The sequence below is a fragment of the Acidobacteriota bacterium genome (genome assembly GCA_028875575.1).
Lineage (GTDB): Bacteria > Acidobacteriota > Terriglobia > Versatilivoradales > Versatilivoraceae > Versatilivorator.
Map to the genome: position 1 here is coordinate 24133 of JAPPDF010000001.1, position 23087 is coordinate 47219.

Consider the following 23087-nt stretch of genomic DNA (forward strand, 5'->3'; position numbering starts at 1 on the left):
TTGCTGCTATATAAGGATGGCCTGTAAGGGACGTTTCCTCAATTGACCTGCGGCAACCGCAGCTTCGCAGCTCTCACCCTACCAACAACGCCGCCGCAGGATAGGATTTTTTCTCGTGGGCGGCACGGTCCATACGCCTCAGTAAACCCGGTGGCGGCGCGTGAAGGGGAGGGCCGCCAGGAAGACCACCACGGCCACGCCGAAGCCGAAGAGGGCGGCGCCCAGGTCTCCCGGTGGATCCAGCCACAACCAGAGGATGGTGGCTGCCGTAGCGGCCGCCATGGAAACCACCACGGCGGGGGCGCGTTCGGGGCGGTACCAGAACAGGCCCACCAGGAAGGGCAGCACCATGCCCGGGGCCCAGAAATCGTAGACGAACACCAACACCGAGATGATGTCCTGGTAGAGGTAGGCCAGCAGGGCGGCGGCCACTCCGGTGCCAAGCGTGGTCCACTCGGCCACCCGCAGCAGGGTCCGGTCCCCGGCCCGGGGGTTGATGGTGCGCCGATAGATGTCCTGCATCACCACGGTGGCGTTGCAGGAGAGCACGCTGTCGGCCGAGGACATGGCGGCGGCCGCCATGGCGGCGATCATGACCCCGGCAAAGGCAGGGTGGAAGGTGGTTCGAACCAGGGCGGGAAACACCTGCTGAACCCCTTCGGCGGCCGCCTGCTGCACCTCGGGGTGGGCAGCCGCCGAGAGTCCCAGCACGCAGGTGGCGATGGGCAGAAACAGCAGCAGGAAGAGGCCGCTCCCGGCGACTCCCAGCCTGGCCTGGCGAGCATCGCGGGCAATGAAGCAGCGGACCGTGTAGGTGGGGATGAACATCTCGCCCAGCAGAAAGGCCACAAACAGGCTGACGGCCCCCGTCATCGACCAGTGGCCCGTGATCTGGAAGTGGGCCTGACCGAGCTGCTCAGCCAGCGGAAGAAAGCCTCCCTGCTGGAAGATCAGCATGCCCGAGGCAGCGGCTATTCCGCCCACCAGGACCACGAACTGCAGGACATCGGTGGCCACCACCGCCCGCATTCCGCCCACCGTGGAATAGAAAATAGTCACCGCGGCCCCGATCAGCAGGGCGGTGCCATAGGGAATGCCGGCGATGGAGGCGGTGATGGTGGCCATGGCCGCCATCTGGGCTACCAGGGCCCCCACCAGGAAGAGCAGGCAGTGGGCCGTCGCCATGGCCCGGGCCACCCGGCCGAATTTCAGCTCGAAAAAGTCCGCTACCGTGACCAGGTCGAGCGCCCGGAGCCGGGGGGCCGCCCACAGGCCGGTAAAGATCAGTTGCAGGTGCCAGGCGCAGGTGACCAGCGCCGCGGCCACGCCGATTTCATAGACGCGGGAGACGCTACCCACCGAAGCCCCGCCCCCGATCAGCGTGGCCGCGGTGGTGGCCAGCAGCACCACCCAGGGGACGTTTCTTCCCGCCAGGGTGTAGTCGGTCGAGGTGCGGATGCGGCGGGCGCTGCCCACCCCGATCCAGAGCAGAACCGCCAGGTAGGCGATCAGGGCGGTCAGCTCAACCATGCGGCTGCTGTCGAACATGGGAATTGGTGTCGGTTGGAGATGAGGTAGATGAGGCGACGGAGTTGATCCCCCGTAACCGCCATCGTCTCGAAATTAGCGACGCACCAAAGGGCAGCGCTTGCGAATAAGGATAATCGCCGGGGGGTGTGGGTGTTTAGGGTTTTTGGGGAGGGGGTGGTATGTAGATGCCGGGTGGGGGTGGTTGTGGGGCAGCGGTGCGTTGAGGTATGAGGCTTTTAATTCGCCGCCTACGCGGCTAGGGGCGGCGTGGGGTTCATACGACTTAGGGTTATTGGGTGGCGTCTTTTTGGAGAAGCGGTGCGTTCCCGAACGGGTGCTTCCTATTCGCCGCATTCGCGGCTGGGTTGGGGCTGACCCATACGACCCCGGGTTGACACCCGGGGCTACCCTGAGCCGCAGCTTCGCAGCTCTATAAGGATAGCCCGTAGGTGGCGTCTCGCCGGGTAACCCCGTCAACCGCAGCATTCGCAGCTCTCCCCGAACCCACAACGCTGCAAGAGGAAACGTGCTTTTCTATTTAGAATATGCCCAGGGCAAAAGCCCGGGGGGAGCCATTGGAAAACGTCACATAGGGGAGACGCGGGCGTCCCCTACGGGAGTAGAGCCGCGAACGCGGCGGCACGCTCACGCAGGCGGTAATCCCCGGAGAAATTGCCCTACGGGGCGCCCGTCCTCAATTGACGTGGCTGTTATACTCGCCCCTGTTGGCAGGGGCCAGATGTCTATCAGAGCATCTGCCGAAGGCAGGCAAGTCGAATGGCAGAAAACAATACTAGCCCCCCGATGGACTCACCCCAGAAGGCCCACGTCGAGTTCGAGGGTGTCAGCAAGAGCTACGACGGTCGCACTGTCGTGGTTCGGGACCTGGACCTGGTGGTTTACGAGGGCGAGTTCCTGACGTTGCTGGGTCCCTCCGGCTCCGGCAAGACCACCTGCCTGATGATGCTGGCGGGCTTTCAGACTCCCACCTCGGGCACCATCCGCATCGGCGGGCGCGCTGTAGACGATCTCCCCCCGCGTAAACGCGACATCGGCGTCGTCTTCCAGAACTATGCCTTGTTTCCCCACATGACCGTCGGGGAAAACCTTTCCTTTCCCCTGGAAGTGCGCGGAATGGAACCGCGACAAATCCGGGAACGGGTCCTCGGCGCGCTGGAACTGGTCCGCCTGGATGGACTGGAAGGCCGGCGCCCCGGCGAGCTTTCCGGCGGCCAGCAGCAGCGGGTGGCCATCGCCCGGGCGCTGGTGTTCGAGCCGGCCCTGGTGCTGATGGACGAACCCCTGGGAGCTCTGGACCGCCGCCTGCGCGAGGAGATGCAATACGAGGTGCGGCGCATCCAGCGCAGGCTGGGAGTGACGGTCGTCTATGTCACCCACGACCAGCAGGAGGCCATGGCCATGTCGGATCGGGTGGCTGTCTTTCAGCGGGGGCGCATCGAGCAAGTAGCGGCGCCTGAAGCCCTTTACGAGGAGCCGGAACGGGAGTTCGTGGCCCGGTTTATCGGAGAGAACAACCTGCTGCGTGGAAAGGTCGTCGCGGTCGAGGGCGATTTCTGCCGGGTGGAGGTCGGCGGACAGATTGTCAAGGCCTTCCGTGTGGCGCCCTGCGCGGTCGGCGACTCCGTTTCGGTCGCCATCCGCCCGGAACGGGTCGCCGTGGCTCCCGAGCCGGGCCTCTACGGCAACGAGTTCGACGCCAGGATCGAGGACATCGTATTCCTGGGGGATCACCTCAGGATCCGCATGACGGTTTGCGACAGTTCGGACTTCATCGCCAAGATACCCAACATCGTGGGGCACGGAGCAGTGCTGGAGGGTGATCGGGTCCGCGTCGGCTGGACGCTGACCGACGGCCGGGCGCTGGAGCCCGACGATCCCGAGGCAGGCTCCCCATGATTCCCTTCCGGTCGCAGCTCCATGGGCTCAATTTGTTTGCCCGAGCACCGGGCGCGGACAGACGGAGCGGCCGACAAGCTTTAGCTTCCGTGAGCGGCCGAGGCCGGCGGTGCCTCGCCACAGTGCTCCCACTGCTGATCGCCCTGACCGGGCTCTCCCCTTTCGCGCTCGCCGAGTCCTTGACCGTGGTCTCCTGGGGCGGTTCCTACGAAAGGGCCTGCGATAAGGCTTATCACCAACCCTTCACTGCCGAAACCGGCATCGAGATACGGATGGAGGACTACAACGGCGGGCTGGCCCAGATTCGGGCCCAGGTCGAAACCGGCAACGTTCACTGGGATGTGGTCGATATGGACATGGCGGATGCGGTGCGGGCTTGTGATGAAGGACTGCTGGAACCCATCGAGGTCAGCGACCTGCCGCCGGGTGCGGACGGCACTCCGGCCGCCCAGGATTTTTATCCCGGCACCGTCACCGAGTGCGGGGTGGGCACGCTCTTCTACTCCACCATCTACGCCTACAACCTGGAGCAGTTTCCCGGAGCCAGGCCGTCCACCATCGCCGACTTCTTCGACCTGGAGAAATTCCCGGGGCGCCGCGGCATGCGGCGGACCCCGCAGGTCAATCTCGAGTTCGCCCTGATGGCCGACGGGGTGCCGATGGACCAGGTGTACGCCACACTCAGAACCCAGGAGGGGCTGGACCGGGCGTTCCGCAGGCTCGACAGCATCAAGGACCACATCGTCTGGTGGGAGGCCGGCGCCCAGCCGCCGCAGATGCTGGCAGACGGCGAAGTGACCATGAGCACGGCCTACAACGGACGCATCTTCAACGCCCAGGTGCTGGAAAACCAGCCCTTCGTCATCGTCTGGGACGGCCAGTTGCTGGACACGGGTCAACTGGTGATCGTGGCCGGAAGCCGGAACCTGGAAGCGGCGCGGAAGTTCTTTTCCTTCGCCACCACGGTCCGGTCCCTGGTGGCGGTCGGCCGCTATATCTCCTACAGCCCCGCCCGCCAGTCGGGAACGGCGCTGATTTCAACCCACCTGGAGACGGGGGTGGACATGAAGCCGCACATGCCCACGTCACCCGAAAACGCAGCCCGCGGCATTCAATACGATTGGGAATGGTGGAGCGACCACATCGACGAGATGAACCTGCGATTCATCGCCTGGCTGCTGCGCTGAGGAGTCCACGCCTGCGTCCGGCAGCGTTGGTGTTGCCCCTGGCGGCCTTCATCCTGGTGACCTTCGTGGCCCCCCTTGTGGTCATGTTGGGGCGCAGCGTCTACGACCCCATGGTGGCCGACGCTCTCCCCGAGACCCTTCGCCTGCTGCGCAGCTGGGACGGCGAGCGCATCCCGCCCGAGGCGGTTTTCGAGAGCATGGCCCGCGAGCTGCTGAAGGCGCGCCAGGAGAAGAGCCTGGGCCGGATTGCCACTCGCGTCAACCGGGTGCAGGCCGGTCTGCGCAGCGTCCTTCTGAAGAGTGCGCGCACGCTGCGCGGGGCTGCCCGCCCCGACTCCTGGCGCGAGTCCATGATCGCCATCGATCCCAAGTGGGGCCAGGCACCAACCTGGCATGCCATCCGCCGCGCCGGAGAACGCTTTACCCTGCGGCACTACCTCCACGCCCTGGATCTGGATCAGGCGCCCGGCGGAGGCATCATCCGGCAACCGCCCGACCTCCGCATCTACCTGCCGCTGCTGAGACGCACGCTGGCGGTGAGTCTGGGCATCACCCTGCTGTGCCTGCTGCTGGGCTATCCCATCGCCTATCTCATCGCCAACGCACCGCCCGGGCGGGCCCACCTGCTGCTGTTGCTGGTGCTGGTTCCCTTCTGGACCTCGCTGCTGGTGCGGACGACCTCCTGGATCGTGCTGCTCCAGACCCAGGGCGTGATCAACGACCTGCTGGTGGCCATGGGGCTGATTGCCGACGATCAGAGGATCTCCATGATCTACAACATGACCGGCACCGTGGTAGCCATGACCCACGTGCTGCTGCCCTTCATGGTGCTGCCCCTCTACTCGGTCATGCGCACCATTCCGCCGCTCTACATGAGCGCGGCCGCCTCGCTGGGAGCCAGCTTCCTGCAGGCCTTCCGGCGCGTCTACTGGCCGCAGACACTGCCCGGAGTGGCGGCCGGCTCGCTGCTGGTTTTCATTCTGGCCATCGGGTACTACATCACTCCCGCGCTGGTCGGCGGCCAGAGCGGCCAACTCATTTCCAACATGGTTGCCTACCACATGCAGCAGTCTCTCAACTGGGGGCTGGCTGCCGCGTTGGGTGGACTTCTGCTGGGTGGTGTGTTCCTTCTGTATCTTCTTTTCGACCGCCTGGTCGGGGTCGACCGCATGCGATTGGGGTGAGGTGAAGATGCCCGGAAATTCTTGGGGAAAAGTGGGCCGGCGATGCTACCTGGCCTTCTGCTCGGCGGTGTTCCTTTTTCTGATAGCGCCCATCCTGGTGATCGTGCCGCTCAGCTTCAACGTCGAGCCCTACTTCACCTTCACCGAGGGAATGCTGAGCCTGGATCCCGAGGCCTATTCGCTGCGTTGGTACCGCACCGTGGCCGAAGACCCGGAGTGGCTGCGGGCGCTGGCCAACAGCCTGGTCATCGGCTTCGCGGCCACGGCCCTGGCCACGGCCCTGGGCACGCTGGCGGCCCTGGGGCTGTCCAATCCGGCCATGCCCGGGCGCTCCCTGGCCATGAGCCTGTTGATCTCGCCCATGGTCACGCCAGTCATCATCTCGGCGGCCGGCATGTTCTTCTTCTATTCCGACCTGGGTCTGGCCCAGACCTACCCGGGGCTGATCCTGGCCCACACGGCGCTGGGCACTCCCTTCGTGGTGATCACGGTCACGGCCACCCTCAGCGGCTTCGACCCCAACCTGACCCGAGCCGCCGCCAGCCTGGGAGCAGGGCCGGTTCGGACCTTCCGGCGGGTGCAACTCCCGCTGATCGCGCCCGGGGTGATTTCCGGGGCCCTGTTTGCCTTCGCCACCTCCTTCGACGAAGTGGTCACCGTGCTCTTCATCGGCGGCCTGGATCAGCGCACCATTCCGCGCCAGATGTGGGCGGGCATCCGCGAGCAGATCAGCCCGGCCATCCTGGCCGTGGCCACCCTGCTCATCGCCTTCGCCCTGCTCTTGATGCTGGTAGTGGAATGGCTGAGGCGGCGCGGGAGCGCCAAGCCGGCATAGGCGATCACCCTGCTCGCTGGAGCGTCCACTCGTGAGAACAGGCAGCCCGGCGCAGCTTGCCGACCCGGCGTCTCCTGCTGTTTTGTGGAGGCATTGCTTTCCGGGACGGGTGCTTTCTATGCGCCGCATTCGCGGCTGGGTTGGCGCGGAACCCATACGACCCCGGGCTGCCGCCCGGGGCTACACGAGGCCGCAGCTTCGCAGCTCTCACCGAACTCGCAATGCTGCAAGGGGGAACGTGTTTGTCTATTGGAATCATTCCCCCGATGGCAGTTCGGAGATTCCAGTCGAGGGGGGGCGGAATCGGCGAGATTGCCACATCGGAGATTCTGCCCGCAGGCGAGCCGGTGGGGGTCAACCCAGAGCCCCGAGGTTGGCTACCGGTCCCATGCCTCCGGAAGTGGTGCTACAATGTATGACACCAAGGAGGCGCCTATGCGTTCGAGAAAGCTGGTCACCATTTCACTGCCTCCGCCCCTGTTGAAGGAGGCGGAGAAGGTCGCCAAGGAAGAGTACCGCAACATGTCCGAGCTCTTCCGGGAGGCGCTCCGCTTCTACATCGACACTCGCGAAGTACGCAGGGAGGCCGCCAAGGACGGCCTGTTCGACGTGATCGCCTCCGCCCAGGAGCGGAACCCCAAAGACTGACGCCCCGCTGGTACCTCTCCACCCTTTGCCCCTCCCCCCTTGACCTGATCGGGAACTGGTGAGACACTTCAGGCATCGTGAAAACTCTACGGGCAGCAGCAGCGGCGGCGATCCTGTTGCTTTGGGCGCAGGGTCTGTCTGCATCGGAAAACCCCTCCGATTTCTTCGAGGAACACGTCCGTCCGCTGCTGGCCCAAAACTGCTTCACCTGCCACACCGATTCTCCTCAAAACGGGCTCCGGCTGGACTCTCGTGAATCGATACTGAAGGGGGGCCAATCGGGTCCCTCCATCCTTCCGGGCGACCCGGAGGCCAGCTTGCTGATCCAGGCGGTTCGGCGCACCCACCCGAGTCTCAAGATGCCGCCCGGGAATCCTCTGACTCCCGACCAGGTTCGCGCCCTGGAGACCTGGGTTCGGACGGGCGCCTTCTGGCCGGAAGCCCGGGACCAGGCGGCGAAGGCGAAGACTGAAAACGGGCACCCCTATCGCATCACCCCCGAGCAGCGGTCCTTCTGGAGCTTCCAGCCCATCCGCAAGCCGGCGACGCCCGAAACCGCAAACAGTCAATGGCCCCGGTCGGCCATCGATCGGTTCATCCTGGCCAGGCTGGAGTCGGAGGGATTGCAACCGGTGAAACCGGCCGGGCGCCGGGTGCTCATCCGGCGAGCCAGCCTGGATCTGATCGGCCTGCCTCCTACTCCCGAGGAGGTGGAGGCCTTTGTCCGGGACCGCTCGCCGCTGGCTTTCGCCAAGGTGGTTGACCGCCTGCTGGCCTCGCCCCACTACGGGGAGCGCTGGGGCCGCTACTGGCTGGATCTGGCCCGCTACGCCGACGACCGGCTCAACGACACCCGGGACGATCCCTACCCCAACGCCTATCGCTACCGGGACTGGGTGGTGCAGGCACTCAATCGGGATCTTCCCTACGACCTCTTCGCCAAGGCCCAGATCGCCGGGGACCTGCTTCATGCGGAGGAGCCGGGGCAATTCGCGGGCGGTCTCGGCCTTTATGGCCTGAGCCCCCGGCTACCGGACGATCGGGTGGACGTCACCACCCGGACCTTTCTGGGACTGACGGTGGCCTGCGCCAAATGCCACGACCACAAGTACGATCCCATTCCCACACGAGATTTCTATTCGCTGCAGGGCGTCTTTCAGAGCACCGAATCCCACGAGTTCCCCCTGGCTCCCGAAGCGGTGGTATCCGAGTACCAGAAGCGGGCCAAGCGCATCGCAGACCTGGAAACCGACCTCAAGGAGTTCCTGAATCGGGAGACCCTGCAACTGGGCGACATCCTGGCCAACCAGACCTCGAGGTTCCTGAGAGCCGCCCGTCAGGTGTTGGGGGAATCCGGGTTGCCGGTGGCCGAGGCCGCCCGTCAGGCCGGGCTCGATGCCGAAACCCTGCAACGCTGGATCAACCACCTGAACACCTGGCCCAAGGAACATCCCTATCTGAATGACTGGCCCCAACGGCTCCAGGCTCCCGAGGAGGACTTCCGGAAATGGGCGGAGGAGTTTCAGTCCCGGGTGATCTCGGTGTCCCGGGAACAAAGGGTGCTGGACCGCAGGAACCGGAGCGCTCCCAAGGGGAAGCCGCGCGAGGTGATGGAAGCCGACAAGGCGGGCTTCTGGAACGCCTTCTACTTCGCCACCCCCAGACCCGACCTGCCCTATCGCCCACCGCTGGGAATCTACTACTACGGCGAAGTGAACCAGTATCCCGGGATGGAAATGAAGGTGGTTCCCTTCCTGAAGGGCGGGCGGCGGGAACATGTGGACGGGTTGCTGGAAGAGATCCGGGTGCTGAAGGAGAGCCTGCCGGCCAAGTACGCCTTCCTTCACGCCATCCGGGACTCGGAAAAGCCGGCTGACCTGAAAGTCCACATCGGCGGCAGCAAGGACAACCTGGGAGAAACGGCCCCGAGGCGTTTCCTGCAGATCCTGTCGGAGGGAGAACCCCCGCCCTTCCAAAAGGGAAGCGGCCGGCTGGAACTGGCCGAGGCCATCGCCGATCCCGGCAATCCCCTGACGGCCCGGGTGATGGTCAATCGCATCTGGATGTACCACTTCGGACGGGGCATCGTGAGCACCGCCAGCAACTTCGGCCAACTGGGGGACCGTCCCACCCATCCTCTACTGCTGGACTACCTGGCTTCCCGGTTCATCTCCAGCGGCTGGTCGCTGAAGTCGCTCCATCGCGAGATCATGCTTTCGGCCACCTACGCCCTCTCCAGCGTCCAGTCCGACCGCAATGCCGACCTGGACCCCGACAACCGCCTCTACTGGCGTGCCCATAGGAGGCGGCTGGATGCCGAGGCGCTGCGAGACACCCTTCTGTTCGTCTCCGGGAAACTGGATGCGGCCCTGGGAGGGGCCCCGCTGTGGTTGACGGAGAACCTGGCCTGGCGCAAGGGCCCCGACGGGGAGCCCGACAAGTACAGCCAGCCGGCCGAGTGGATCCTGGCCGATTCCAATCGGCGCACCCTCTACGGCTTCGTCAGCCGGCGGCGTCCGGACAAGACCATGACCCTGTTCGACTTTCCCAATCCGACCGCCATCAGCGAAACCCGCTTCGAGACCTCCACGCCACTGCAGCGGTTGTTCTTCCTGAACAGCGCCTTTCTCACCCGACTGTCGGAGGCGCTGGTTGCCCGTCTGGACAGTGGGACCGGGGATCCGGCCAGGATTCGCCAGATTTATCGTATCCTCTTCGGCCGCAATCCTACTGCCGAGGAGTTGCGGCTCGGCGGTGAGTTTCTTCGGGACAACGAGAAGAGTTGGCCCCAATACGCTCAGGTGCTGCTGAGCTCCAACGAGTTTCTTTACGTGAAATAGGGACGCCGGCGTTTGCCGGCAGGAGAGTTTGCCATGAATCGTCGCCAGGCACTGAAGAATCTGGGAAGCGGATTCGGCCTGCTTTCGCTGGCCCATCTGCTGGCCCGGACAGGCCTTGTCCGGGAGGCTGCTGGCGCTCCGGGACTCCACTTTCCCGCCAAGGCCAAGCGGATGGTCTACCTGTGTCTCAACGGCGGGCCCTCCCACGTGGACACCTTCGACCCCAAACCCATGCTTGCCAAGTACGACGGGCAGACCGTTCCCGAAAGCATGAAGTTGGAAAACGCCAAGGGCATCCTGATGAAATCGCCCTTTCGATTCCAGCCGCAGGGACAGAGCGGACTGGAAGTCAGCGAGATCTTTCCCAAGCTGGCCGGCTTGATCGACGACTGCTGCGTCATTCGTTCCATGCACGGCGACAGCTCGGGGCACGGCATCAGCTTGCTGCAGATGAACAGCGGTCACCTCTCCGCAGGCCATCCCTCCATGGGATCCTGGATCACCTACGGTTTGGGCAGCGACAACCACAACCTGCCCGGATTTATCGTGCTCTGTCCCGGCCTGCCCGTCATGGGAGCCCAGTTGTGGACCTCGGGCTTCCTTCCGGCCATCCACCAGGGCGCTCACCTGCGCAATCGGGACGAACTGGACCCGGCCAAGCTCATTCACTACATCCAGGGAGCCGGGCCCGGCCACCCGGAGCAGCGCCGACAGCTCGACCTGTTGTCCCGGCTCAACCGGCTGGACATGCCCCGGGAAGGAGAGAGCCCCGAACTGGAGGCCAGCATCCAGTCCATGGAGCTGGCCTTCCGCATGCAGACCGAGGCCCTGGACGCCTTCGACGTGCGCAAGGAGAGCCAGGCCACACGGGAACGGTACGGCGACGGCTACTTCGCCCGCGGCTGCCTGATGGCCAGGCGGCTTCTGGAACGGGGAGTGCGGGTGGTCCAGGTGTTCTTCGGAAACCGCAACCCATGGGACAGCCACGCCAACATCTTCGACCAACGCGACCTGGCGGCTCTTTCCGACGGGCCCATCGCCTCGCTGATCGGCGACCTCAAGACGCTGGGACTGCTGGAGGACACCATCGTCATGGTGGGCGGAGAGTTCGGCAGACTGCCGACCCGTGACGGGGTCTACTACGGCCGGGGGCACAACAACCGCGGCTTTACGGTCCTGCTGGCCGGTGGAGGTTTCCGCGGAGGCATGGCTTACGGCGCCACCGACGACTTCGGTTTCGCCGCTGCCGAGAAGCCGGTCCACATGCACGATCTCCACGCCACCCTGCTGCACCAGCTCGGCCTGGACCACACCAAGCTCACCTTCCGCCACAGCGGCCGCGACTTCCGCCTCACCGACGTCGGCGGCAAGGTGATCAAGGAAATCGTCACCGGGGCCGGATAGCTGCGCGTCCCAGGCCAGCGCCCGAAAACAAAGAAAAATCCTATCCTTCCGCAATGTGGTGGGTTATGGGGGAGCTGCGAAGCTGCGGTTGACGTGGGTTACCCGGCGAGAAGCCACCTACAGGCCATCCATACAAAGCTGCAAAGCAGCGCCCTCGTGTCGCCTGCGGGGTGAGCCAGGAGGAGCCCTGGAGGAGTCGCGTTTGGCAGCGAAGGCGGAGTCCTCTGGGCGGCGGAGGCGGCAGCGCGGGGTCGTATGGGTTCCGCGCCAACCCAGCCGCGTATGCGGCGAATAGGAAGCACCCGTTCGGGAACGCATTGCTTCCCCAAGAATCGTTAATCCCACCCGTCCCCGACTGCACAAACACGCCCAAGCGTCAGCCAAGGTCGTGGTATCTCGCACCGCCCGCAGCCGCAAAGTGGCAGATCAGTAGCATCCTTCCAGAACGCACGACCTCTCCAAAACACCGCCCAAAAAAACAAAACCCCCGGCCTGAGCACGGGGGTTCGCGTTAAACCACGAATATTTTAACAACCTTCAGCAGCCGAACTACGACTTCTCTTCCTTCTTCTCTTCCGTTTCCTCTTCTGCCGGCTCTTCCGATTCCTTCCAGCCGACGTCGATCTTGCAGTCGGGAAGCGCCTTCTGCAGCTTTTCGACTCCCGCCTCGGTCACCTTGGTCTGCCACAAGTAGAGATTCTTGAGGCCCGTCAAGCCTTCCAGGTGGGCGAGTCCGGCGTCGGTGATGCCGGTTTGATAGAGGTTGAGGTAGTTCAGGTTCTGCAGATCCTTCAGACTAGCCAGGCCGGCGTCCGACACCTTGGTCCTTTCCAGGTGGAGGCGCGTCAGCGAGCTCAGTCCCGCCAGGTGGGGCAATCCTTCGTCGGTCACGTCGGTCCCGCCGAGATGGAGCCAGACCAGGTTCTCTACCTCCTTCAGGATCCCCAACTCCCCGTCGAGGGCAGCAGGCTCGGGATCTCCCGGCTTGGGAGTTTCGAACTGCCGCAGGCCGTCATGGTTGCGGCCCAGGTGAAAATAAACCTCGAGGCCATCGTCGTTCTGGGCGATCTTCATGACCTTGCCGCCGAGTTGCTCGACTTTCTGGACAATCGCCGAATCAGCTCCATCCTCCGCTTGGGCCGCAACCGACCCCATCAACACGAAGGAAAACAAAACCGCCAGGGTGATGCTCCGCATGGAATCCTCCCTTTCCTGAACCCGGGATGAGACCGGTGATCTGCTCGACCCTGCCGGCAACGCCGGGGCAAATTCGCCCAAGGGATAGGTGGCGCCAGTTCCGGTTGTCGACGGCCTGTTGCGACCGGGAACCTACCGGTCCGCCGGAGGGTGCGCTCCATTATACTCCTATACTCCGGGACGGCAATCCCCGGACCGCTTTGCAAGCCGTGGAGCGCCGCCGCCCCCGATCGCCATTGCCTTCGGGCGGGAACCAAATACGGCCGACCTCGACGCCTTGTCGGGGCGAGACTCTTGAAGTAGAATCCCGATCTCGAATTCAGTATAGGGAAGAACTCAATGGTCGATGCCGCACGGTTGACCCGCTGGCTGGACAAGCTCAGGAAGGGCACGCTCACCGAACAGGATCTGCGGGAGGCTCTGGACGAGTTGAAGCAAGGGGAGGACGGCGCCCCACCGCCTCAGAAGCTGCTCTACCTTCAGACCCACAGCACCGCCGTGGACTCGCCGGTCAACGGCATGTCCATCGTGGAGGGAGGAGAAGTGCGGCTGCCGCCCGAAGACTACGAGGACTGGCCCTATCACACGGTGCTGGACGCCCTCCAGGACGGGTGGCGGGTGGTCAAGTTTCCGGAACTGTCCCTGCTGTTCGACCATCCCGACGAAGTCGACCGCTGGATGGGGTGCGAGTTCATCCTGGAGAAATAAGGAGGCCGGCCGTGGCGCTGGGAACCTACGACTGCAAGCCGACGCTTACCGACCAGCAGATGATGGATTTCTGCCGCAACGGATACCTGATGCTGGAGGAGGTGGTCTCGGACGAGGTCAACCGCCGGACCGTCGAGTTCATGAAGGACCACGATGTGGAGGAGCCGGTCGAGATCCTGGAGGAAGAGTGGTTCGTGGATGCGGTCATCAAGAACCCGCAGGGGGCCGGCGCCGTCCGGTCTCTGCTGGGGAGGGATTTCCGCCTGCCGCTGGTCATGAGCAGCCATCGGATTCAATGCCCCGGCCCGGCCCAGCCCTGGCATCCGGACGCCGGGTCCATCTCGGCTCCGCGGCTGGACTACCTGCAGGTGTTCTACTACCCCAGCGGCGCCACCCGCGCGATGGGCCCCACCGAACTGATTCCCGGGAGCCATCTCAGCCAGGCCCGCAACGCCTTCCTGGGACGCCTGCGCAGCCTGAAGCCGGCGGTCTCTACCGCTTCACCCCCGGGTTCCATCATCGTCACCGCCTATTCGATCATTCACCGCCGCAGCCCGAGCACCGCCACAGGCGTACGCGACAACCTGAAGTACAATTACTGGCGCACCACTCCGCCCCAACGCGACTGGGCGGTGGATCCCGACTTTAACTTCTCTTGGCACAAGAACGTGCTGCCTCCCTTCAGCGTTTCCGCCGCCCGCATGTTCGCGTGGCTCTGCGGGGAGGACTGGGAGCACATCGGCGGCCAGGCCTGGCCCTGCTTCATGGCGGGTGTCTACGACTTCGACCAGATCGGCCTGCCCAAGGGCCTGCGACGTAATCGGGAGGGATAGTCAGGAGCGCCTTCGTCGTTCTGCTCCGGTTCGGCGAGACCTCTCCACTGCAACCTGTCGGAGCACTCCCGGAAGAGCACTCCGCTCCGGCAGGCCACCAACGAGAACCGGCCCTGCGGTGCCTCCCGGGCCACTGCCCGTACCATGCCATCGGCTGACCACCATTCCGAAGACGAAGTCTCGCGCCGGCGGCGGCGGTTGGCCATCGCCGTCCTGATCATCTTCAACCTCACTTCCTATAACGGGGTCATGGGCGTTTTCAGTCCCCGGCTCCGCGAATATTTCTCCCTGACCTATGAGCAGTGGGGAACCATGTCTGGCCTGGGCAGTCTGGGTCAAACAGTGTCCCTGTTGCTGGTGGGGCTGGTGATTGCCCGATTCGGGGTGCGGCGGATCACCGAACTGTCCCTGGGCGGCGTCGGCGCCTGCTTTGTGTTGATCGGACAAGGCGCCAATCTGCTCGCCCTGAAAGTCAGCCTGTTCTTTCAGGGACTGTTTGGAGGTTTTTCCAGGTCATCCCTCCCCGCCTACCTGGTGGCTCTCTATCCGTCACACAAACGGCGGATGATTTCGCTCCAGTTGACCTGCGGTTCCGTCATGGGCATCGTGATTCCGCTGTGGGCCGACCAGCTTCTGAGGTGGTCCCGGGAGGGGGGGCACCAGGAAATGGCCAGGCTGTTCTTCTCGCCCTTTCTGGTCGCCGGGTTCGTGGTCCTCTGCGGCTGGGCCCTGCTGAGCTTCAGCAGGCAGCCCGACTTCCAAAGCGTTCAAACTCCCGGCCAAAGCCTCCGCCTTCGCCCGCTGCTGGGCATCCGCCCCTTGGCCATCGTGCTGCTGATCACCCTGCATGCCTCTGCCGACGGAGCCACCTACGAGTTCCTTCCCATGTTCATGGACCACCAATTCGAGGAGCTTGTCATACCTGCGGGCATGACCCTGGCGGGCCATAACGTGGCCTACCTCATCACCCGCTCCCTGCTTTCAGTCCTTCCGGAAGGATTGGGCCAGCGGGCCATTCTGACCCTGGCCGGCCCCATCGGAGGGTGCCTCCTGCTGGTGATGCTGTGGCAGGGCAATGCCGTCACCGTCCCCCTGATCTACTTCCTGGCCAGCCTCTTCTACGCTGCCGAATTCCCGGTGCTCCTCAGCGAGATCTCCTCCCGCTCCATGGCCCACTTCGCCGCGGTCATGTCCGGGGGCTACCTCCTCGGCAACCTCACCTCCTTCCTGCTGATGAAGGGAACCGGCCGCCTGGTGGACACCACCGGCGACTTCCGGGTAGCCCTGAGCGTAGCCGCCTGCGGCTTCATCCTCTTCGGGTTGGTCGCCTTCCTGGCGGGTTTGGGCAAGCGGCCTGCTGCGGGCGAAGAGGCTGCCTGACGAGGAAGACCGGGCTGGCTTCCCTATAGGAAGGAACATGCAATGCTAGATTTTTGGGATTGATGTGCGAACCTACCCGTCGACCTTTGGCAGTGACATTTCTTCCCCTATTCCTTGAAAGGGCAGGACGCCCTCCCGAATCTCTTATGGTGGACTGGGCTGAGACTCCATGGAACGGTCCAAGAATGTCGCGTAACCTACCATCCCCAGCAAAAAGATTATTGTTTGGTAAGTGCTGTAACTGTTAACCGGGAGGAACTTATATGTGACCTAATTTGGCTCCCGTCGTTGGGCATGCTGGGCAACTAACGATGCTGTTGGGTTGTAGCTCCTTGTCAGGGTTGCTGTCTGTGTCGAGTTGACCGGCAATCAATGCTGCCACTTGTGAATCAAAAGCATCTCTATTCACGGCATACATGCCTCCGCGTGCACCTTCAAACCCACAGTTCCACGACGCAAGTGCCTGTCCATAGCGAAGTGCCTCTCTTATCCTCTTAGCGCCACCTCTCCTTAGCTGAACCATTCCCCTAGCAGTGGACTTTGCCAGAAACCCTGCAGTTACCCAATCGCCCGCACCACAACTATCGGCAAGCCGAGGCACAGGAATAGCATTAAGGTATAACCATTTCGACGGTAGCCGACCAAAGCGATGACGATACCTAAGACCGTTCTCACCGAGCGTTTGAACCTCGAGAAGCGTCGATGAATCATTACCCATCACTCCATTCACTCCCGCCATTCGTTGATCAGAATACTTGACGATGTGTGCCAGGCGTATTGCTTCTGCCATCAGATTCTTTGTTCCCCTACCCGATGGCTCAAAGACTACAACTGCACCCCTTTCGGCTGCTATTTTGGCAAGAGACAGCGCAGCATGAGACAGTCTGTCAAAGAAGAAAACTGATACATTCATCATAGAATGGGCGACCGTTTCAGTTGCTGTTTTCCACACAGGCTTGTAGGTAGGAAGCCATTTTCCACACTTGGGACAGGACCACGAAAATCTATGTCTCGGCTTTCCGTTTCGACCACGTCCTATTTCCTGTATGACGATTGGAGTATTTGCAGTTGGCTCACAACTAGCGAAGTCGAGAAACATCCCCCAATGCCCGAAATCAGCTCGTACACGCTGAGACGCCTGATCACCATTCATTCGTGCGACCGGAAAAGCCTCCCAACCTAGAAATGCCAGAATAGCCAACACATTTCCACACGTACCCCCTGCCCAAGACCGCACCGACGATTGAGGATCTGGGCCAAGAACAAGATCAAGGGCAACGAGACCGGTACCGAAAATTCTTGGTCGATCACTAGAGGTCATTTTTCTACGCTCCACTTGCTTCCAACGTAGACTGTCCTGCCGGATACACCTCACCCTCCAACCAAACATGAATTAGATTCGGTTCAGGCATAGTGTTAGGAACCGACGCGCATAAATCGTACCCCATAGACTCGAGGTGTGCGACTGGGAGATCTCGTTCGAGTGCTGCCATCAGTGCGCCTAATGCCATCACCTTGCTGCCAAGCGGAGACAGGACAAGAAGAGATCCGCCGGTCTCGGCAAACACTGGTCTGCGCAAGTCATCAAGTTTAAGAATCGTGCGATAGAGGTCCAATGGGTCTCCCTCATCGGCGTAGACAATGTTACGCGTATCGACCGCCCATGTGTTCTCCAATTCCACCAAGTATTCCGCAGCCAACGTATCCACCAATTGAGGATCCGTTGCCGGAAACGGCAGAATTGGACAGGTATCATGGGGGACAACAAAGTCAAACAATTGTCTTAGTGCGTTGCTGCGTCCAGCTGCCAGTTGTGGCAACCATAGTTTGGCAGCTGAAGCAGCACCGTCGAGAGTCGAGCGACCTCTATAACCGTGAACGTACCCAGGAGCATCGCTTGGTATCGAGCGAATACCCGCATCGAGCTTAGGATCATGCGCAACGAATACGTGAAGGTTTGCAGGGCCTCTCCCTCCTCTGATGAGCTCCGCGAAGTACCTAATAATCGGAAAGCTCGTACCAACCGATAGCGCACTAGTATCGATCACTACGTCAGTAGTGCCGTCCAGAGCATGCTGACTTAGCTTTCGAACAACATTACGTCCACCTGTTACGGCTATTGATCCGGCCCCGAAAATGTCAACTGGTAGGACTAAGTGCTCCCTAACCGCTCTTTCTAAAGTGCAACGATTTTGCTTTGCCCGGGCGAGTAGTTCCTGAGTCGGGTTTGGTCGATTCTCTTGGATGTACAGGGCACGTAAGCTCTTAGCAACTGCGGACAGCTTTACCGGTACAACAGTCGAACGCGGATCGAAACCCGCCCCCGCGAGCAACAGTACTCGCCGGTCGGGCAGTGCAAAGTATTCAGATATAAAATCAACTGCCTCGCTACCTCGATGCGAAACGCATGGATCCCAGCGGAGTTCACTATCAAATACGGTTATCATCGAGAAATCGGTCCAAATTCTCAACGCGCCGTTCTAGAAATCCTCCACGACTCAACGTCAAGCCATGCTGTAGCAACAACACACCACTCAATTCGATCAAGCACCACAATCGACGTTTGGTACCGTGATTAGGCACCAAAACAAAAGCGTTATAGGCGACACCGTATTTGAGCACATTCGCCAGTCGCGGATGGGTGTTGGGAATCGCGTTGAACTCTTCCTGTGGAATGCCGACCGCATTAGCGCCCCCCCCAAGCGAAGCGTTTCCTTCCAAGCTCTTCGTAACGCATTCTGATGCAATGCCTTTAGCTAGTCGACGTACCATCTGATGCTGCGGGAAACTCCACGCACTTACGATTTCGTCGGCTCGTTCACGCAGTAGCTTGTGTTGAGAATCACTGCTTAGCGTCGGTGGTTTCCCACGAATGAGTTGTGTTTCCGCCTGTGAAATCAAGCGTGCCGTAAGATGAAGGAACTGCTCGGCATTCTCTGAGCTAGCATCGCAGACCGTATCGATACCAAAGAAAAATGGTCGATTATATCGGTGAAGCAAGTGTATCCTAGCGCCTTCCGCGACACTAGAATCGACGGACAATGGCCGTTTTGGCTCTGCCTTGGAATAGAGTTCTGCGAAGAGTCCTCCCTCGCCTATCCGCTTTGCATACCGCTTCATAAGCACGGCTAGCATCGCGAGCCTCAGATCATCCCCATCGTCTCTCTTATGTTCGAGATATGCATCAACGTCATGCTCGAATTTTTGGCGTCGCTCCAAAGAAATCCCTAGCCTTCGCTGCAGACTATTTACCTGCTTTTCAAGCCTGGCTCGCTTACCCGATGTAATTCTCACGAAATTGTTTGACAGAAAATCACCGAGATTCTGCAATCCACGCCTATTAAATAACTCCATTTGACGAATATACCGACTTGCCATATCCTTCGCCATTTTCCGAAAAGCGATTCTATGACCGCGACGATTCTGGGTTCCTTGCATCCAGATGTCTGTTATCTCGCGGTTTAGTTTAACGCCCGCTTTCGCGCTTTTTGGTGACTTGTCCAATAGCACATCCTCAGGAGTCAATCCGTCCAAACGAGTCAGGATCCATCGCGCCACCTTGAGTTCGCGCCGAACCAACCATTGACGCAGAGCGACAAATTGAGACGAGTGTAGGGAATGTGCATCATCAAAAATTATTAGCGGTCGAAGGATCAACTTGTTCTCGCCGTCCTTGATTCTCATGGACTCGATAACGTCGAAGGGTCGATAAACCGTACTCCCCTTGGCATCAATATCGTCTACCTCCGGTGGTATTAGTGCCGCCGACACTCGATAGATCGCCTCCTCCACCTCGCGGGCACGTTCAAGAAGAGCCGGTCCGCTGGTTCCGCCAATCGCCCTGAGTGCCGCCAATGCGTCGCCTCTCGGGATAACCTCTACATCGTGAAGAGACACGCCGGCCCGCTCGAAGTTTCGAAGCCACGCAATGATCGATCGGGCCTGCAATAGTGCAATCATTAGCCCAGTCCTGAGGGATTCAGGATACGGCAACTCCCAAAAATCTCGATATTCCGCCTCCAAGGGAAGCCTCGCTGCCGAAATTGTTGCTCTACCGTCCACGATAGCATCGCACGTCGACAAAGTATCAATAAGCGGTTTGTATGTGTTTAGTCCTGAATTGCGGAGCAACGTCCGAATTGTCGAGTATTGAAACAACCGGGCCAGTGTTGTTTTTCCGCTTCCCGGTGTGCCAATGACCATCACTAACCGATCATAAAGTCTTCCGTCCTTCGCAGGCTTCTCAAAGAAAGTTCTAAGGGGTTCTGATGTCACAACGGCGAGGAATGCCTCGTCGTCCCGAAGGTACTCCGTTGCTCGCTTCTCGAAAGGGTTGGCCATCTCCCGTCCTTCACAAGTGACGTTGGCGGCGTCGAAAAAGCGGCCGCATCGCCGGTACAGCGACGCCGCCGCGTTCACCACCACCCGTCTCTGCCCAAAGAAGGGCAACTGAGTTATTCGGCGTGTTGTGTTCAAGCACGACAGGCAATGCGCCACCAGCATAGCCGAGTGCCATGTTGGAGACTGTACCCACCTTTGTGTGCTTCGTTTCTATCTCTGGATCGTAGTACTTGCGTGCTAACGCGACAAAATCTTTGTAACGGCCTGCTTGAGAATCTACAGGCAAATCATCCGGTAGAATAGTGCCAAAGGAAGCATGTATCGCGTGCGCCCATCCCCTATCGTTTAGGAAATCGCTTGCCGCAGATAACTTGCTCTCAATAGAAATTGCGGCATTTGCAGACGCCATGTAGTGATGAATGCACAGCTCCCAGTCTGGAGAGAGAAAAGAGCCTTCCCTAGCAACATCATTGATCGAGTGTTTAAAGCGTACAAGCTTCCCTTTCCAGCCCGTTTCTTGGTCAGCCCGCAAGAACGTTGAGCCGGATGCGGTGAAGTCATCAATCAAATAAATGATACGAAACTTGGCTGCTTCATCAGCGAGGTCGGACCTCAAGTGATTAAGGAGGTCCTTCCATTTTTCAGTGTCCAGCTGGATTCCACCGACCAACTGTTCATTACTTAGCCGTCCTGTATTGGCATGACGAATAGTGTCCATGCGGGCACCATCGCTCAGTCCCAAAAAAAGCGTCTGCCGTCGAAGACGCCCAATTTCTGCACGAGCATCACTATCAGCGAGCACACGATAGGTTGGAATTGATAGTTTGGCGGCGACTGATCGAACCAGTCGATCGTGCACAAAATGTGGATAGAATTGCTCTACTAAGCGCTGCACTTCACCTTGACCAAAATAGACCAACGCTGTACGCACAAAGTCGTAAGCTGTGTTCCGTTCATCCGGTGTAAATTGTTGAAGCCACATTACTAAACTTTCTATAAAGCGCATTCCCGCTTGGAAATCACGATAGCTATCATACTTTAGCCTTGCCATAAGCCTTAACCATCGAAATTCTTCTCGTGCCTGTTCATCCGACCAGTCCATTATTTTGCCCAGGACTCTTAGGGCAAGTTCTTGATTCATTGGAGGGCCCTAGCCTCAAAACAGAAGTCACCATTTGCACTCTTCAATCTGCTAATGTAGTCGACGGCAACAATGGGGCCACGCTGTCCAGGTTGTGCGAGATTCCAGCAAGTTTCGGGGTCAGTACTGCATTCGTTCACACTTAGTGAATAAGGCCCGCGCAACAATTCAAAATCGTTACCTGGCCAGCGGCCCTGATCTCCTATAGCAAGTAAAGGTGTACTACCGACTTTGCCCCGAAGTTTATTCAAGACATTAGTTTTAGAAACGCCACCAGCGACTACGTCGATTGAGTGGCTTGAACGGAACACGCGCAAATCCGACGCTTCAATAGCCATAAAAATTTGCAGAACAATTTCCCAAAAACGGTTCAATGATCTAGTGTGCGTTGGTTCCAGCGTGATCTGGAAACGGCGATCAGTCTGTTTCACCCATCGGCTCAGCTCGGGTGTTGACCGGAAGGCCGCCGCAATGCTGGTCAGGCTGTCACAAGGTGTTTCGCCGCTATCTGGAACATCGTCGTCGCACAATTCCGCAATCTCAGCTCCATTGTAATAACCCACAATGACCCGTTTCCAGAGCGAGCAAGGGAGGCACGTTTGGAGGTCACGTCTCACGGATGCACCACGACCCGTTGCTATGCCAATCCAAGCTCCCTCCTCTAGAAGTCGAACGAGTTCCTTACCTACTTCATATTTTGGTGGCCGCAAGCGATCACGAGCCTCTATGAGCGTGCCATCATAGTCCAACACGACACCAGCGAAACGCCTATTGAGAAGGCGAGTACGGAACGTGTCAAGACAAGTTTTCCAATGTACCAGTTCGCCTGTGTCCCTGAGACGGTCCAGTGGCATACCGCTCTTTCGCGAAATGGCGGCGAGGTCGCGCGCAGGTAAACGTTTTTCCAAGGATTCTTGTGCGCTCGGCAGTGCCAACCTGTAGAGTTTCCGCCCGAATTCCGGCACACCTGGACGCCCAGGATCAATCCCCCGTGATTTTCCCGCCCAACCACAGATTTTTAGTGCGGCAACAAGCGAGAGCAGTGCCGATGCACTTGAATTGCCTGGTAATGTCAGTCGAGCCTGCGGAATCTCAGCCGGGATCAAGTCAAGCGTCCGTTCTGCGAGTGGACGATCCGCATCCGTTACGAAGGCCATTACGGCGCTAAACTGTCCGCACTTCGCAAGCCAGTGATGCCGTCCATGCGCAAAATTTCGGTAGTCTGCAATTTGAATATTTCCGATCGCAGCCTCCGTAAACTTGGATTCGAGATCGATAGCTCCGATCCGTGTTGAAGGCCCGTAAAGAACTAGAGTCGTGGGCCGCTTCCAAAGCGGTATCGTTTGCCTTTGCCATTCTTCGGAAATTCTCGATAACGGTGAGACGGTTGTTCGAACAAGACCTGCCGTTACCTTCCATTGTTCCTTGGAATCGAACTCCTCCATGTAAGCACGTGCGATCAGTGCCGTGAACCCGAGCAATGAATTCGTAGCAAGAAAGCCATCTTTGCCTGTTGGTGTCGGAAAGAGCAAGAAATCCGCGAATGGGTGAGCTCGGCAAAGCATCTCCAGACGACTTTCAACACGTCCACACAGCACAGCAATCTGACACGGTTCGCGCCGGATCAGTATTCGCGCCGCAGCGAGAACGTCAACGTTGTTCCCGCCAGCGGACAAAAGCCAGTGTGAGACTCCAGAATTTAGTGGGTCACAGATGGCCTCTATCGGAGTAGCAACCGCTGCAATTTGTCGGGTATAGAGTTGATGGAAATAGCAAAGAGCATGAGCTGTTGTAAGCGATCCACCGGAACCGATCGCCCGTAATGGCAATTGGCTCGCACTCTGGATAACCGTTCGAATCGGACGAATGTCAGTTTGAGTCGCCCAAGCGAACGTCTCCGGGAACTTCGCCATTTCATTTTCGTAGATTCTTGCCATTTACT

16 protein-coding genes are annotated in these 23087 nt (G+C 60.2%); 10 read left to right on the forward strand and 6 right to left on the reverse strand.

Annotated features, from left to right (window positions below; genetic code table 11):
* Window positions 1-138: 138 nt before the first annotated feature.
* Window positions 139-1548 carry a sodium:solute symporter family protein gene (locus OXI69_00065; protein MDE2664525.1) on the reverse strand — a complete coding sequence of 470 codons (1410 nt, stop codon included), beginning with the start codon at window positions 1546-1548 and terminating at the stop codon, window positions 139-141.
* 786 nt (window positions 1549-2334) lie between these two features.
* Between OXI69_00065 and OXI69_00070 the strand changes: the two genes are divergently transcribed.
* The 7 genes from OXI69_00070 (at window position 2335) to OXI69_00100 (ending at window position 11545) form a co-directional block, all read left to right on the forward strand.
* Entirely contained in the window at window positions 2335-3447 is a 1113-nt protein-coding gene (locus tag OXI69_00070) for an ABC transporter ATP-binding protein (protein MDE2664526.1), read from the forward strand.
* A gap of 122 nt (window positions 3448-3569) precedes the next feature.
* The gene (locus tag OXI69_00075) at window positions 3570-4634 is read left to right on the forward strand and encodes an ABC transporter substrate-binding protein (protein MDE2664527.1); all 1065 of its coding nucleotides are present in this window, start codon (window positions 3570-3572) and stop codon (window positions 4632-4634) included.
* Complete coding sequence (locus OXI69_00080; GenBank protein ID MDE2664528.1) at window positions 4574-5818, forward strand: ABC transporter permease; 1245 nt, start codon at window positions 4574-4576, stop codon at window positions 5816-5818. Before OXI69_00075 ends, OXI69_00080 begins: the two co-directional genes overlap by 61 nt.
* Window positions 5819-5825: 7 nt before the next feature.
* Window positions 5826-6653, forward strand: coding sequence for an ABC transporter permease (locus OXI69_00085; GenBank protein ID MDE2664529.1), 828 nt, complete (start codon window positions 5826-5828; stop codon window positions 6651-6653).
* A gap of 435 nt (window positions 6654-7088) precedes the next feature.
* Window positions 7089-7301 carry a ribbon-helix-helix protein, CopG family gene (locus OXI69_00090; protein MDE2664530.1) on the forward strand — a complete coding sequence of 71 codons (213 nt, stop codon included), beginning with the start codon at window positions 7089-7091 and terminating at the stop codon, window positions 7299-7301.
* A 77-nt stretch (window positions 7302-7378) separates the two neighbouring features.
* Complete coding sequence (locus OXI69_00095; GenBank protein ID MDE2664531.1) at window positions 7379-10141, forward strand: PSD1 and planctomycete cytochrome C domain-containing protein; 2763 nt, start codon at window positions 7379-7381, stop codon at window positions 10139-10141.
* 33 nt (window positions 10142-10174) lie between these two features.
* Complete coding sequence (locus OXI69_00100) at window positions 10175-11545, forward strand: DUF1501 domain-containing protein (protein MDE2664532.1); 1371 nt, start codon at window positions 10175-10177, stop codon at window positions 11543-11545.
* Window positions 11546-12094: 549 nt separating this feature from the next.
* Here OXI69_00100 and OXI69_00105 read toward each other — a convergent pair.
* Complete coding sequence (locus OXI69_00105; protein ID MDE2664533.1) at window positions 12095-12742, reverse strand: hypothetical protein; 648 nt, start codon at window positions 12740-12742, stop codon at window positions 12095-12097.
* A 339-nt stretch (window positions 12743-13081) separates the two neighbouring features.
* Here OXI69_00105 and OXI69_00110 point away from each other — a divergent pair, with 339 nt between their 5' ends.
* From OXI69_00110 to OXI69_00120, 3 genes are all read left to right on the forward strand, one after another.
* Complete coding sequence (locus OXI69_00110; protein MDE2664534.1) at window positions 13082-13450, forward strand: hypothetical protein; 369 nt, start codon at window positions 13082-13084, stop codon at window positions 13448-13450.
* 11 nt (window positions 13451-13461) lie between these two features.
* Complete coding sequence (locus OXI69_00115; GenBank protein ID MDE2664535.1) at window positions 13462-14283, forward strand: hypothetical protein; 822 nt, start codon at window positions 13462-13464, stop codon at window positions 14281-14283.
* A 144-nt stretch (window positions 14284-14427) separates the two neighbouring features.
* Window positions 14428-15663 carry an MFS transporter gene (locus tag OXI69_00120; protein ID MDE2664536.1) on the forward strand — a complete coding sequence of 412 codons (1236 nt, stop codon included), beginning with the start codon at window positions 14428-14430 and terminating at the stop codon, window positions 15661-15663.
* 259 nt (window positions 15664-15922) lie between these two features.
* Here the strand turns inward: OXI69_00120 and OXI69_00125 are convergent, their stop codons facing one another.
* The 4 genes from OXI69_00125 to OXI69_00140 all read right to left on the reverse strand — a co-directional run bounded on the left by OXI69_00125 (window position 15923) and on the right by OXI69_00140 (window position 23082).
* Window positions 15923-16984 (reverse strand): carbohydrate kinase family protein, encoded by a 1062-nt coding sequence (locus OXI69_00125; protein ID MDE2664537.1) that lies wholly within the window; start codon window positions 16982-16984, stop codon window positions 15923-15925.
* A gap of 1109 nt (window positions 16985-18093) precedes the next feature.
* Complete coding sequence (locus OXI69_00130; protein ID MDE2664538.1) at window positions 18094-20088, reverse strand: hypothetical protein; 1995 nt, start codon at window positions 20086-20088, stop codon at window positions 18094-18096.
* Window positions 20015-21145: a hypothetical protein gene (locus OXI69_00135; GenBank protein MDE2664539.1), complete on the reverse strand. Its 1131-nt coding sequence runs from the start codon at window positions 21143-21145 to the stop codon at window positions 20015-20017. The genes OXI69_00130 and OXI69_00135 overlap by 74 nt, the downstream gene beginning before the upstream one ends.
* Window positions 21142-23082: a sucrose-6-phosphate hydrolase gene (locus OXI69_00140; protein MDE2664540.1), complete on the reverse strand. Its 1941-nt coding sequence runs from the start codon at window positions 23080-23082 to the stop codon at window positions 21142-21144. Before OXI69_00140 ends, OXI69_00135 begins: the two co-directional genes overlap by 4 nt.
* Between the last annotated feature and the right edge of the window lie 5 nt (window positions 23083-23087).

Excerpts from the sequence above, each read along its gene's own strand:
- OXI69_00140 (MDE2664540.1), bottom strand. The coding sequence starts at position 23,082 with ATGGCAAGAATCTACGAAAATGAAATGGCGAAGTTCCCGGAGACGTTC.
- OXI69_00110 (MDE2664534.1), top strand. The coding sequence starts at position 13,082 with ATGGTCGATGCCGCACGGTTGACCCGCTGGCTGGACAAGCTCAGGAAG.
- OXI69_00100 (MDE2664532.1), top strand. The coding sequence starts at position 10,175 with ATGAATCGTCGCCAGGCACTGAAGAATCTGGGAAGCGGATTCGGCCTG.
- OXI69_00080 (MDE2664528.1), top strand. The coding sequence starts at position 4,574 with ATGGTGGAGCGACCACATCGACGAGATGAACCTGCGATTCATCGCCTG.
- OXI69_00070 (MDE2664526.1), top strand. The coding sequence starts at position 2,335 with ATGGACTCACCCCAGAAGGCCCACGTCGAGTTCGAGGGTGTCAGCAAG.
- OXI69_00135 (MDE2664539.1), bottom strand. The coding sequence starts at position 21,145 with ATGAATCAAGAACTTGCCCTAAGAGTCCTGGGCAAAATAATGGACTGG.
- OXI69_00105 (MDE2664533.1), bottom strand. The coding sequence starts at position 12,742 with ATGCGGAGCATCACCCTGGCGGTTTTGTTTTCCTTCGTGTTGATGGGG.
- OXI69_00085 (MDE2664529.1), top strand. The coding sequence starts at position 5,826 with ATGCCCGGAAATTCTTGGGGAAAAGTGGGCCGGCGATGCTACCTGGCC.
- OXI69_00120 (MDE2664536.1), top strand. The coding sequence starts at position 14,428 with ATGCCATCGGCTGACCACCATTCCGAAGACGAAGTCTCGCGCCGGCGG.
- OXI69_00065 (MDE2664525.1), bottom strand. The coding sequence starts at position 1,548 with ATGTTCGACAGCAGCCGCATGGTTGAGCTGACCGCCCTGATCGCCTAC.
- OXI69_00125 (MDE2664537.1), bottom strand. The coding sequence starts at position 16,984 with ATGACCTCTAGTGATCGACCAAGAATTTTCGGTACCGGTCTCGTTGCC.
- OXI69_00090 (MDE2664530.1), top strand. The coding sequence starts at position 7,089 with ATGCGTTCGAGAAAGCTGGTCACCATTTCACTGCCTCCGCCCCTGTTG.